This is a genomic window from Pseudomonas sp. Pseusp49 (assembly GCF_059491875.1).
Map to the genome: position 1 here is coordinate 6,742,748 of NZ_CP168514.1, position 12,190 is coordinate 6,754,937.

The following is a 12,190-nucleotide window of genomic DNA, read 5'->3' on the forward strand; positions in this document are numbered from 1 at the left end:
TCCTTAAGTTGCCTGAGCGGCGGCGATGCGTGAGTTTTTGCGTTGACGACGAACCATTTCGCCCGCCAATGCCAGATAGGCAACGGCACCTCGCGACGCTTTGTCGTACGCCAGCGCCGGCATGCCGTAGCTTGGCGCTTCGGCCAGACGGATGTTGCGTGGAATGACGGTGTCATAGAGCTGTTCGCCGAAGTGTTCCTTGAGCTGCGCCGAGACATCGTTCATCAGGCTCAGGCGCGGGTCGTACATCGTCCGCAGCAGGCCTTCGACCTTGAGGTTCGGATTGAGCAGTTCAGCGATACGCTTGATGTTATCCACAAGGTCGCTCAAGCCTTCGAGCGCGAAGTACTCGCACTGCATGGGGATAATGACCCCATCGGCGGCAACCAGTGCATTCAAGGTCAGCATCGACAACGACGGCGGGCAGTCGATCAGGATGTAATCGTAGTTTTCCCGGATCGGCGCCAGCGCACTGCGCAGACGGCTTTCCTTCATCTGCATTTCCAGCAGCACCACTTCGGCCGCGGTCAGGTCGCGGTTGGCCGGCAACAGCTGGTAACCACCGTGTTCGGAGAAGTGCATGGCCTGGGCCAGGTCGCACTCACCGATCAACAGGTCGTAGACCGAGTTTTCCAGGCCATGTTTATCCACACCGCTACCCATGGTGGCGTTGCCCTGTGGATCGAGGTCGATCAACAGCACCCGGCGCTTGGTCGCGACCAGGGATGCTGCGAGGTTGATGCAGGTGGTGGTTTTACCCACGCCACCTTTTTGGTTCGCTATCGCGAATACCTTAGCCATTCTTGCTTGTGTTCCCAATCATGCCGTGCGGCGCAGTATCAGCAGATGGCGTTGGCCTTGGCAACCAGGTACGGCCAGGGCGTGTTCGCTATCGAGGTGGAAGTCTGCCGGCAATGCTACCAGCTCATCGGCCGGATGAACGCCCTTCATTGCCAGCCAGCATGTTTCGCTATCGCCGAGGTGGCGAGTCCAGTTGCTGAAGTTTTCCATGCTGCTGAACGCCCGGGAAATGATCCCGTTGAAGGGTTGGGCAGGCTGGAACGCTTCGACGCGACTGTGGATAACTTGCAGGTTATCCAGTTTGAGTTCGAGTTTGACCTGGGTCAGGAAACGGGTTTTCTTGCCGTTGCTGTCCAGGCACGTCACCTGGGACTCGGGAAACAGGATAGCCAGCGGAATGCCGGGCATGCCGCCGCCACTGCCGACGTCGAGCCAGCGTCCGTTTTCGATGAATGACATCACGCTCAGACTGTCGAGCAGGTGACGGGAGACCATTTCGTCCGGATCACGCACGGCGGTGAGGTTGTAAGCCTTGTTCCATTTGATCAACAGGGCCAGATAACCCAGCAGTTGCGCGTGCTGGGTTTCTGTCAGCGTGACGCCAAGCTGGCGGGCACCTGTGGATAACTCTTCTGCATGTTGCGAAGTGACCAACGAACTCAAGCGCTTTGCTCCAACTGACGGCCCGCGCCGCGTTTTTTCAAATGAATCATCAACAGCGAAATGGCTGCTGGCGTTACGCCCGGGATACGCGAAGCCTGGCCCAAGGTTTCAGGGCGGGTCGCACCGAGCTTGCTCTGGATCTCTTTGGAGAGACCGGAAATATTCGTGTAATCGATATCCACAGGCAGTTTGGTGTCTTCGCTGGCGCGCAGGCGGGCGATTTCATCCTGTTGACGATCGATGTAGCCGGCGTACTTGGTCTTGATTTCGACCTGTTCGGCGACTTGTGGATCTTCTGCACCGCCACCGGTCACTGAGATCAGACCAGCGTAGTCGATTTCCGGACGGCTCAAGAGATTCAGCAGGTTGTATTCATGGGTCAGCGGCGTGCCGAATTTTTCGGCAATCGCATCGCCCTGTTCAGTGCCCGGGCGAACCCAGGTGCTTTTCAGGCGCTGCTCTTCCAGTTCGATGCTTTCACGTTTTTTGCAGAAAGCCGCCCAACGCGCGTCATCCACCAGGCCCAGTTCGCGACCTTTTTCGGTCAAGCGCAGGTCAGCGTTGTCTTCGCGCAGGATCAAACGGTATTCGGCACGGGATGTGAACATCCGGTACGGCTCTTGGGTGCCGAGGGTAATCAGGTCATCGACCAACACGCCGATATAGGCCTCGTCGCGACGCGGGCACCAGGCCTCTTTGCCTTGCGCGCGCAGTGCCGCGTTGGTTCCGGCGAGCAACCCCTGGGCGCCGGCTTCTTCGTAACCGGTGGTGCCGTTGATTTGCCCGGCGAAGAACAGACCGCCGATCACTTTGGTTTCCAGGCTGTACTTCAGGTCGCGCGGATCGAAATAGTCGTACTCGATGGCGTAGCCCGGGCGCACGATGTGTGCGTTTTCCATGCCGCGGATCGATTGCACGATCTGCAATTGCACATCGAACGGCAAGGATGTGGATATCCCGTTCGGGTACAGCTCGTTCGTGGTCAAACCTTCCGGTTCGATGAAGACCTGGTGGCTTTCCTTGTCGGCAAAGCGGTGAATCTTGTCTTCGATCGACGGGCAGTAACGCGGGCCGATGCCTTCGATCTCGCCTGCATCGGAATACATCGGCGAACGGTCGAGGTTGGCCGCAATGATTTCGTGGGTACGGGCGTTGGTGTGGGTAATCCAGCAACTGATCTGCCGTGGATGCTGTTCTTTGGAACCCATGAACGACATCACCGGGATCGGCGTATCGCCGGCCTGCTCGGTCATCACCGAGAAATCCACGGAACGGGCGTCGATACGCGGCGGCGTACCTGTCTTCAGACGGCCGACCCGCAAAGGCAATTCACGCAGACGGTGAGCCAAGGCAATCGACGGTGGATCACCGGCACGGCCGCCGGAGAAATTCTGCAATCCAATGTGGATAAGTCCGCCGAGGAAGGTGCCGGTGGTCAATACCACCGAGTCGGCGAGGAAACGCAGGCCCATCTGGGTCACTACGCCGCGCACTTGTTCCTGCTCGACGATCAGGTCATCGGCGGCCTGTTGAAATATCCACAGGTTCGGCTGGTTTTCCAGGATTTCGCGGACAGCGGCCTTGTACAGAATCCGGTCGGCCTGTGCACGGGTTGCACGCACGGCCGGGCCTTTGCGGCTGTTCAACACACGAAACTGGATGCCGCCTTTATCGGTGGCCATCGCCATCGCGCCGCCGAGGGCGTCGATTTCCTTGACCAGATGGCTTTTGCCGATCCCGCCAATGGCCGGGTTGCAACTCATGGCACCGAGGGTTTCCACGTTATGCGTCAGCAACAGGGTTTTCACCCCCATACGTGCTGAGGCCAGTGCTGCCTCGGTACCGGCATGACCGCCGCCGATGACGATCACTTCAAAACGGGAAGGGAAATCCACCACGCACCTCGTGCCTGCTTAAGTAGGTAATTCAGGAATAGTTTGAGCTCAGGTTTTTGGACCTGGTCGACAAGTATAGGGACTTCGCCCTTCCTAAAGAACCCTTTGCACAAAATTTAACCAGCTGTGGAAAAGTCGGAGTTATAGAAATTAAAAAGAGAGAAATTTATTAAATCTTTGTTTTTATGTTTATTTCTATGCACATGCCTTTCTGTGGATAGAACGCTACAGGCCTTTATTTACAATATGTACAGCGATTCAAAACCCTGTGTTCATGTGCCAATGAGGCCCTTGGATAACCGGTGTAAGCCTGTGGATGAAAGGGGTGGTTATCCACAGAGGCGGTTATGTTCAGTTTTCGGGCCCTGTTATCAACTGACCTTAGCGGCGGTTATTCACAGGGCTTAATCCACAGAAAAGTGTCGCTTTCCCGAAATTCAGGCTCGAGAATTCCGCTCAAGCAGACAAAGTCCGCTCGGCACTGGAAGGGTTTATTCAGAAAAAGAGAGAGCAGACAGGCACGAACGGCCTGTCTGTGAACAGCAGGAGGGCTACTTGCCGATACAGAAGCTGGAGAAAATTCGCCCCAACAGGTCGTCAGAGCTGAAGGCGCCGGTGATTTCTCCCAGCGACTGCTGAGCCTGGCGCAGATCCTCGGCCAACAACTCGCCAGCACCGGCCAGGGTCAACTGGGCACGACCATGCTCGAGGGCAGCACTGGCATGACGTAGCGCCTCCAGGTGACGCCGGCGAGCACTGAAGCTGCTTTCGGACGTTTGCTCGTAGCCCATGCAGGCCTTGAGGTGATCACGCAGCAGTTCCAGACTGGCACCTCCGGACCTGGCGCTCAGGCTGATGGTGACGTGGCCGTCGTCGCTGATCTCCAGGGCAATAGCTTCGCCCGTAAGGTCGGCCTTGTTGCGAATCAGGGTAACTTTCGCGGGATCGGGACGGGTTTCGAGAAATTCCGGCCACAGTGCGAACGGATCGAGGGCTTCCGGCGCGGTGGCATCGACCACCAGCAGTACCCGATCCGCTTCACCGATGGCTTTCAGGGCACGTTCGACGCCGATTTTTTCCACATGGTCATCGGTATCGCGCAGACCGGCGGTATCCACCACATGCAGCGGCATGCCATCGATGTGGATATGTTCACGAAGTACGTCTCGGGTGGTGCCGGCGATTTCAGTCACGATCGCCGCTTCACGCCCGGCCAGTGCATTGAGCAGGCTGGATTTACCGGCATTCGGACGACCGGCAATGACCACGGTCATGCCATCACGCAGCAAGGCACCCTGCCCGGCTTCGCGCATGACAGTGGATAACTCGTCGCGCACTTTGTCGAGCATGCTCAGGACATGGCCATCGGCGAGGAAGTCGATTTCCTCTTCCGGGAAATCGATGGCCGCTTCGACATAGATGCGCAGGCCGATCAGTTGTTCGGTGAGGTTATGCACACGTGACGAGAAAGCCCCCTGCAGGGAGCGCAGTGCGTTTCGCGCAGCCTGGGCAGAACTGGCTTCAATCAGGTCGGCAATGGCTTCGGCCTGGGCCAGGTCAAGCTTGTCGTTGAGGAACGCACGCTCACTGAATTCCCCCGGCCGGGCAAGCCGGCAACCCAGTTCCAGGCAGCGCTTGAGCAACATATCCAGAACGATCGGGCCACCATGTCCCTGGAGTTCCAGCACGTCCTCGCCGGTAAACGAGTTTGGCCCCGGAAAATACAGTGCGATGCCCTGGTCCAGTACCTCATCGTGTTCACTGAAAAACGGGCCGTAGTGGGCAAATCGCGGCTTGAGCTCGCGACCACTGAAAGCCTTGGCCGCAACGCTGGCCAACGGCCCGGAAATACGCACGATGCCTACACCGCCACGACCTTGAGCGGTGGCGACGGCGGCGATGGTTTCACGAGGAACGCTCATAAACCGGTATCCAGACAAAAGTGACAGATAGCAAAACGCCCCACTAGGGGGCGTCTTGAGTGGTTATCCACAGTGTAAATCAGGCAGCTGCTTTGGTAGCCGCTTCGATTTTACGAGTGATGTACCACTGTTGGGCGATCGACAGGCAGTTGTTCACTACCCAGTACAGCACCAGACCCGCCGGGAACCACAGGAAGAAGAAGGTGAAGATGATCGGCATCAGCTTCATTACCTTGGCCTGCATCGGATCCGGAGGCGTCGGGTTCAACTGCTGCTGGATGAACATGGTTGCACCCATGATGATCGGCAGAATGAAGAACGGATCCTTGATCGACAGGTCAGTAATCCACAGCATGAACGGCGCCTGGCGCATTTCAACGCTTTCCAGCAGAACCCAGTACAGCGAGAGGAAAACCGGCATCTGCACGAGGATTGGCAAGCAACCACCCAGCGGATTGATCTTCTCTTTCTTGTACAGCTCCATCATGGCTTGCGACATTTTCTGCCGGTCATCGCCATGTTGCTCTTTCAGCGCGGCCAGTTTCGGTGCCACTGCACGCATGCGCGCCATGGATTTGTAGCTGGCAGCCGACAGCGGGAAGAAGATCCCTTTGATCAGCATGGTCAGGAAGATGATCGACCAGCCCCAGTTACCCACAATGGCGTGGATGTGTTGCAGCAACCAGAAGATCGGTTGGGCGATGAACCACAGAATGCCGTAGTCGACAGTCAGTTCCAGGCCTGGGGACAACTCTTTCAGTACGGCCTGGCTTTTCGGGCCGGCGTACAGAACAGCGCTGGTCTCGGCCTTGGCACCCGGGGCAACACTCATCGATGGGCCGGTGTAGCCGATGATGTAGTTGCCTTTGCTGTCTTTACGGGTCTGGACGACGTTGTTTTCGCCCTTGGCCGGAATCCATGCGGTCACGAAGTAGTGCTGCAACCAGGCAACCCAACCGCCAGTGACGGTTTCTTTCAGCGGCGCCTTGTCCATGTCCTTCATGGACACTTTCTTGTACGGCTCCGAACTTGTCCACAGGGCGGCGCCCAGGTAAGTCGCGGTGCCGGTCGCCGTGGTCGACGAAGGATCGGCGCTGGCGTCACGCTTCAACTGGGCGAACATCGCACCGGTCCAGGGCTGGGCGCTCTGGTTGTCGATCAGGTAGGAAACGGTTACGTCATACAGGCCGCGTTTCAGGGTGAAACGCTTGATGTAGTTGACGCCGTCCTTGCTGAACTTCAGGTCCACGACCAATTGGTCCTGACCATCAGCCAGTTGATAAACCTTCTTCTCCGAGGAATAAACCGGACGACCGGCCGGATTTGCATCCGGACCGTTGGTGCCGATCAGACCGCTTTGTGCCAGATAAGTACGTTCGCCGCCGTTATCGAACAGCTGGAACGGAATTTCCGGATGATCCTGACGACGCGGATACAGCGGCAGGGTCAGCAGGGCAACATCACCACCTTGTGGGTCGACAGCCAGGTCCAGTACATCCGTTTTGATCTGGATGAGGTCCTTGCTCACAGCCACCGGTGTTTCGGCAGGTGCGCTGGTGTCGCTTGCAGCACGTGGAATGTCGTCACTGGCGGAAGCGTTGGAGCCAGATGCCGTATCCGGCAGGCCCGATGCAGTCGTATTGGTGGCAACATTCTGAGTCGGCAGGGCAGCCTGGCCATAGTCCTGGTTCCATTTAAGAACCATTACGTAGGACACGATTGCCAGGGCGACGATCAGGATCGTGCGTTTGATATCCATGATTACTCGGCCATCGAAGAAGAACGGGAGGTAGGGATAGGTGGAACCGGGTCATAACCACCGGGATTCCACGGATGACAGCGACCTAAACGACGAAAGGTCAGCCAGCCACCGCGAAGAAGGCCATGATTTTCGATGGCTTCTAACGCGTAGCAGGAACAACTGGGGTAGAAACGACAGTGACTGGCCATCAGAGGACTAATGGCATAGCGATAAAACTGGATCGGAACGAGTGCCAGTTTACGCATCTGGACTGTCTACCCCTACAGTTTCGGTTTTGACTGCTGGTACCGGCGAACTGCGAGCCAGGCGTTTCCAGAGTTTGCCGAAATGCTGAATCAATTCGGGGTTTTCTACGTCACCCAAACCTTTGCGCGCGACGATAACAATGTCCCAACCGACCAGTGAATCCTGGTTCAGGCGAAACGATTCGCGCATCAGACGTTTGAGGCGATTGCGCTCGACGGAGAGCTTTACGCTCTTTTTCCCGATAACCAACCCGAGACGGGGGTGATCAAGATCGTTGTTGCGCGCAAGGAGCAGGAGATTTTTCCCCGGAACCTTGCCGGTAGGGGAGTCAAAGACTGCCTTGAAATGCCGGGGAGTAAGCAGACGCTTTTCCCGACTGAAGTCCTGACTCACCTCCAGTGCCGGCTTATCAAACTGCCAGACGCGCACGACCTTTGGCGCGACGACGCGACAGAACGGCACGACCGTTCTTGGTAGCCATGCGAGCACGGAAACCGTGGGTACGAGCGCGTTTGATAGTGCTTGGTTGGAAAGTACGTTTCATTGTCGTGTTACCTGGTTCGTCCACAACGGGCCGGAATGGCCCCCGTTTTAAGAGACCGGGGATTCTAGAGAAAGCAAGCCTTCAGGTCAATTTCCAACCAGCGTTTCCTTATAAATAGATCTCCAGGCGTTTTGCGCTGAACGAACCGCGGGTAAATATAAAAATAAGAAAGGAAAGTATTTAAAGCTTTTCTGTAAAGCTTATAAAAGCTAGGCTCGCACTCTTCTGTGGATAAGTGGCTTCAGACCTTGTTTTACCTGCTGTACAGAGAATGACAACTACAGTGGAAAACCGTGTTCAGCCTGTGCTGCGCTGTCGGATAACCTGTGTGTGGAAAGCCGGTTTATCCACAGGCAGGTTATCCACCGAGTTTCGCTCCCACTTGTGCAATGACCTTAACCCCGGTTATCCACAGGGCTTATGCACAGACCACTGGTCGTCTTTTTTGCGTATGAAACGGCGATTCTTCTTGGTCGATGAACCACCTTCGTGTGGATAAGTCGGCGTCTGGTCGCTACAATGGCCGCTTGTTTTTGCCTCACCGGCTTTCAACTTAGGGGATATCCGTGTCAGTGGAACTTTGGCAGCAGTGCGTGGAGCTTCTGCGCGATGAGCTGCCTGCCCAACAATTCAACACTTGGATCCGTCCACTACAGGTCGAAGCCGAAGGCGACGAGTTGCGTGTCTATGCACCCAATCGTTTTGTTCTGGACTGGGTCAACGAAAAGTACCTGGGGCGTGTTCTCGAATTGCTCGATGAGCACGGCAATGGCATGGCGCCTGCGCTTTCCTTATTAATAGGCAGCAAACGCAGTTCGGCACCGCGTGCCGCGCCAAATGCTCCCCTGGCAGCCGCGGCTTCCCAGGCCCAGGCTGCTCAAACACTTGCCAGCCCGCCGCCGCCAGCACCTGCTGCGGCTTCGACCAAGCGCGCCACGCAAAAAGTGACTGAGGTCACCGAGGAAGAACCTTCCCGTGACAGCTTCGACCCGATGGCCGGCGCCAGTTCGCAACAGGCCCCGGTTCGCGCCGAGCAACGTACCGTGCAGGTCGAAGGTGCGCTCAAGCACACCAGTTATCTGAACCGCACCTTTACCTTCGAGAATTTCGTTGAAGGTAAATCCAACCAGTTGGCGCGCGCTGCCGCCTGGCAGGTGGCCGACAACCCCAAGCACGGTTACAACCCGCTCTTCCTTTATGGTGGCGTCGGCCTGGGTAAAACCCACTTGATGCACGCTGTGGGTAACCATCTATTAAAGAAGAACCCGAATGCCAAGGTGGTGTACCTGCATTCCGAGCGATTCGTGGCGGACATGGTCAAGGCCCTGCAACTGAACGCGATCAACGAGTTCAAACGTTTCTACCGTTCGGTGGATGCGTTGCTGATCGATGACATTCAGTTCTTCGCCCGTAAAGAGCGTTCTCAGGAAGAGTTTTTCCACACCTTCAACGCCCTGCTCGAAGGTGGCCAGCAGGTCATTCTCACCAGTGACCGCTACCCGAAAGAAATCGAAGGCCTTGAAGAACGCCTCAAATCCCGCTTTGGCTGGGGCCTGACTGTAGCGGTCGAGCCACCGGAGCTGGAAACCCGCGTGGCGATCCTGATGAAGAAGGCCGATCAGGCCAAGGTCGAGCTGCCGCATGACGCCGCATTCTTCATTGCCCAGCGTATTCGCTCCAACGTCCGTGAGCTGGAAGGCGCGCTCAAACGCGTGATCGCCCACTCGCACTTCATGGGGCGCGATATCACCATCGAGCTGATTCGCGAATCCCTGAAGGACTTGTTGGCGTTGCAGGATAAACTGGTCTCTGTGGATAACATTCAGCGCACCGTCGCCGAGTACTACAAGATCAAGATCTCCGACTTGCTGTCCAAGCGGCGTTCTCGCTCGGTCGCACGTCCGCGTCAGGTTGCAATGGCCTTGTCCAAAGAGTTGACTAACCACAGCCTGCCGGAAATCGGCGACGTGTTTGGCGGCCGCGACCACACGACTGTTTTGCACGCCTGCCGCAAGATCAACGAACTTAAGGAATCCGACGCGGACATCCGCGAGGACTACAAGAACCTGCTGCGTACACTGACCACTTGATGAACACCAGCGCAGCTAATTAAGGCAAGGGACTAGACCATGCATTTCACCATTCAACGCGAAGCCCTGTTGAAACCCCTGCAACTGGTCGCAGGCGTCGTCGAACGCCGCCAGACCTTGCCGGTGCTCTCCAACGTGCTGCTGGTTGTCGAAGGCCAGCAATTGTCGCTGACCGGTACCGACCTGGAAGTCGAGCTGGTTGGTCGTGTTCAACTCGAAGAGCCGGCGGATCCGGGTTCCATCACCGTGCCTGCGCGCAAGCTGATGGACATCTGCAAGAGCCTGCCAAACGATGCGCTTATCGACATCAAGGTCGATGAGCAGAAGCTTGTGGTCAAGGCCGGCCGTAGCCGCTTCACCTTGTCGACCCTGCCGGCCAACGACTTCCCTACCGTGGAAGAAGGCCCAGGCTCGCTGACCTGCAGCCTCGAGCAAAGCAAACTGCGCCGTCTGATTGAGCGCACCAGCTTCGCCATGGCCCAGCAGGACGTGCGTTACTACCTCAACGGCATGCTGCTGGAAGTTTCCGCGGGTGTGATCCGCGCCGTGGCCACCGACGGTCACCGCCTGGCCATGTGCTCGATGCAGGCCGATATCGGCCAACCGGATCGTCACCAGGTCATCGTACCGCGCAAAGGTATCCTTGAACTGGCACGCCTGCTCACCGAGCCGGATGGCAATGTCAGCATCGTTCTGGGTCAGCACCACATCCGCGCCACCACCGGTGAATTCACCTTCACCTCGAAACTGGTCGACGGCAAATTCCCGGACTACGAACGCGTTCTGCCAAAAGGCGGCGACAAGCTGGTACTGGGCGATCGCCAGGCGTTGCGCGAAGCGTTCAGCCGTACCGCGATCCTGTCCAACGAGAAGTACCGTGGTATCCGTCTGCAACTGGCCAGCGGTCAGCTGAAGATCCAGGCGAACAACCCGGAGCAGGAAGAAGCGGAAGAAGAAGTGGGCGTTGAATACAACGGTGGCTCTCTGGAAATCGGCTTCAACGTGAGCTACCTGCTCGACGTGCTGGGCGTGATGACCACCGAGCAGGTTCGTCTGATCCTGTCCGACTCCAACAGCAGTGCGCTGGTGCAGGAATCGGATAACGACGACTCGGCCTACGTTGTCATGCCGATGCGTCTGTAATCATGCCCAGCAGAAGCTAGATGTCCTTAAGTCGCGTCTCGGTCACCGCGGTGCGCAATCTGCACCCGGTGACCTTCTCCCCCTCCCCTCGAATCAATATCCTTTACGGCGCCAACGGCAGCGGCAAAACCAGTGTTCTGGAAGCCATCCATCTGCTGGGGCTTGCCCGTTCGTTTCGCAGCACCCGACTGTTGCCGGTCATTCAGTACGAGCAACTGGCGTGCACGGTCTTTGGCCAGGTTGAACTGGCCGAGGGTGGGCACAGCGCGTTGGGCATTTCGCGGGATCGCCAAGGCGAGTTCCAGATCCGTATCGATGGGCAGAACGCTCGCAGTGCCGCGCAGCTGGCGGAGATATTGCCGCTGCAACTGATCAACCCGGACAGTTTTCGATTGCTGGAAGGTGCGCCGAAGATTCGCCGGCAGTTTCTCGACTGGGGCGTGTTCCACGTGGAACCGCGCTTCATGTCAACCTGGCAGCGCTTGCAGAAGGCCCTGCGCCAGAGAAACTCTTGGCTGCGGCATGGTACACTTGACGCCGTTTCGCAAGCGGTTTGGGACAGGGAACTGTGCCAGGCCAGCGCTGAAATTGATGAATACCGCCGCGCTTATATCAAAGCCTTGAAACCAGTCTTTGAACAAACCTTGAGCGAACTGGTTGAGCTTGAAGGCTTGACGCTCAGCTATTACCGCGGCTGGGACAAGGACCGTGAACTGAGTGCTGTGCTCGCCGGGTCTTTGCAGCGGGACCAGCAAATGGGACATACCCAGGCCGGACCACAACGTGCTGATTTGCGTCTCAGGCTCGGCGCACACAACGCTGCGGACATCTTGTCCCGTGGCCAGCAGAAGTTGGTGGTTTGCGCATTGCGGATTGCCCAAGGGCACCTGGTCAGCCAGGCTCGACGCGGTCAGTGTATTTATCTGGTGGATGACTTGCCGTCCGAGCTGGACGAGCACCACCGTCGCGCGCTTTGCCGCTTGTTGGAAGACTTACGCTGCCAGGTATTTATCACCTGTGTAGATCACGAATTATTGAGGGAAGGCTGGCAGACGGAAACGCCAGTCGCTCTGTTCCACGTGGAACAGGGCCGTATCACCCAGACCCACGACCATCGGGAGTGA

11 protein-coding genes are annotated in these 12,190 nt (G+C 57.2%); 3 read left to right on the forward strand and 8 right to left on the reverse strand.

What is annotated here, in order from left to right; genetic code table 11:
• Positions 1–3 precede the first annotated feature (3 nt).
• The 8 genes from ACEN83_RS30220 to rpmH all read right to left on the reverse strand — a co-directional run bounded on the left by ACEN83_RS30220 (position 4) and on the right by rpmH (position 7,833).
• Entirely contained in the window at positions 4–801 is a 798-nt protein-coding gene (locus ACEN83_RS30220) for a ParA family protein (protein WP_007969897.1), read from the reverse strand.
• 18 nt (positions 802–819) lie between these two features.
• On the reverse strand, positions 820–1,464 hold the full coding sequence (rsmG, locus tag ACEN83_RS30225) for a 16S rRNA (guanine(527)-N(7))-methyltransferase RsmG (RefSeq protein ID WP_495579132.1): 645 nt from the start codon (positions 1,462–1,464) through the stop codon (positions 820–822).
• Positions 1,461–3,359, reverse strand: a complete 1,899-nt coding sequence (gene mnmG, locus ACEN83_RS30230; RefSeq protein ID WP_218480948.1) for a tRNA uridine-5-carboxymethylaminomethyl(34) synthesis enzyme MnmG — start codon at positions 3,357–3,359, stop codon at positions 1,461–1,463. The genes rsmG and mnmG overlap by 4 nt, the downstream gene beginning before the upstream one ends.
• A gap of 551 nt (positions 3,360–3,910) precedes the next feature.
• Entirely contained in the window at positions 3,911–5,281 is a 1,371-nt protein-coding gene (mnmE, locus tag ACEN83_RS30235; RefSeq protein WP_495579133.1) for a tRNA uridine-5-carboxymethylaminomethyl(34) synthesis GTPase MnmE, read from the reverse strand.
• A 79-nt stretch (positions 5,282–5,360) separates the two neighbouring features.
• The gene (gene yidC / locus ACEN83_RS30240) at positions 5,361–7,040 is read right to left on the reverse strand and encodes a membrane protein insertase YidC (RefSeq protein WP_007969890.1); all 1,680 of its coding nucleotides are present in this window, start codon (positions 7,038–7,040) and stop codon (positions 5,361–5,363) included.
• Positions 7,041–7,042: 2 nt separating this feature from the next.
• Positions 7,043–7,288, reverse strand: a complete 246-nt coding sequence (gene yidD, locus ACEN83_RS30245) for a membrane protein insertion efficiency factor YidD (RefSeq protein WP_010207715.1) — start codon at positions 7,286–7,288, stop codon at positions 7,043–7,045.
• Complete coding sequence (gene rnpA / locus ACEN83_RS30250) at positions 7,281–7,682, reverse strand: ribonuclease P protein component (protein ID WP_015097448.1); 402 nt, start codon at positions 7,680–7,682, stop codon at positions 7,281–7,283. Before rnpA ends, yidD begins: the two co-directional genes overlap by 8 nt.
• A 16-nt stretch (positions 7,683–7,698) precedes the next feature.
• Positions 7,699–7,833 (reverse strand): 50S ribosomal protein L34, encoded by a 135-nt coding sequence (gene rpmH, locus ACEN83_RS30255; RefSeq protein WP_003213577.1) that lies wholly within the window; start codon positions 7,831–7,833, stop codon positions 7,699–7,701.
• Between the two features lie 566 nt (positions 7,834–8,399).
• On the opposite strand from rpmH, the gene dnaA reads away from it, so the two are divergent.
• The 3 genes from dnaA to recF are packed head-to-tail and all read left to right on the forward strand — an operon-like array spanning position 8,400 to position 12,190.
• Positions 8,400–9,923, forward strand: coding sequence for a chromosomal replication initiator protein DnaA (gene dnaA, locus ACEN83_RS30260; RefSeq protein ID WP_116579830.1), 1,524 nt, complete (start codon positions 8,400–8,402; stop codon positions 9,921–9,923).
• 39 nt (positions 9,924–9,962) lie between these two features.
• Positions 9,963–11,066: a DNA polymerase III subunit beta gene (gene dnaN, locus ACEN83_RS30265; RefSeq protein ID WP_007969885.1), complete on the forward strand. Its 1,104-nt coding sequence runs from the start codon at positions 9,963–9,965 to the stop codon at positions 11,064–11,066.
• 20 nt (positions 11,067–11,086) lie between these two features.
• On the forward strand, positions 11,087–12,190 hold the full coding sequence (gene recF / locus ACEN83_RS30270; RefSeq protein ID WP_007969883.1) for a DNA replication/repair protein RecF: 1,104 nt from the start codon (positions 11,087–11,089) through the stop codon (positions 12,188–12,190).

Excerpts from the sequence above, each read along its gene's own strand:
- yidD (WP_010207715.1), bottom strand. The coding sequence starts at position 7,288 with ATGCGTAAACTGGCACTCGTTCCGATCCAGTTTTATCGCTATGCCATT.
- rpmH (WP_003213577.1), bottom strand. The coding sequence starts at position 7,833 with ATGAAACGTACTTTCCAACCAAGCACTATCAAACGCGCTCGTACCCAC.
- ACEN83_RS30220 (WP_007969897.1), bottom strand. The coding sequence starts at position 801 with ATGGCTAAGGTATTCGCGATAGCGAACCAAAAAGGTGGCGTGGGTAAA.
- yidC (WP_007969890.1), bottom strand. The coding sequence starts at position 7,040 with ATGGATATCAAACGCACGATCCTGATCGTCGCCCTGGCAATCGTGTCC.
- mnmE (WP_495579133.1), bottom strand. The coding sequence starts at position 5,281 with ATGAGCGTTCCTCGTGAAACCATCGCCGCCGTCGCCACCGCTCAAGGT.
- recF (WP_007969883.1), top strand. The coding sequence starts at position 11,087 with ATGTCCTTAAGTCGCGTCTCGGTCACCGCGGTGCGCAATCTGCACCCG.
- dnaN (WP_007969885.1), top strand. The coding sequence starts at position 9,963 with ATGCATTTCACCATTCAACGCGAAGCCCTGTTGAAACCCCTGCAACTG.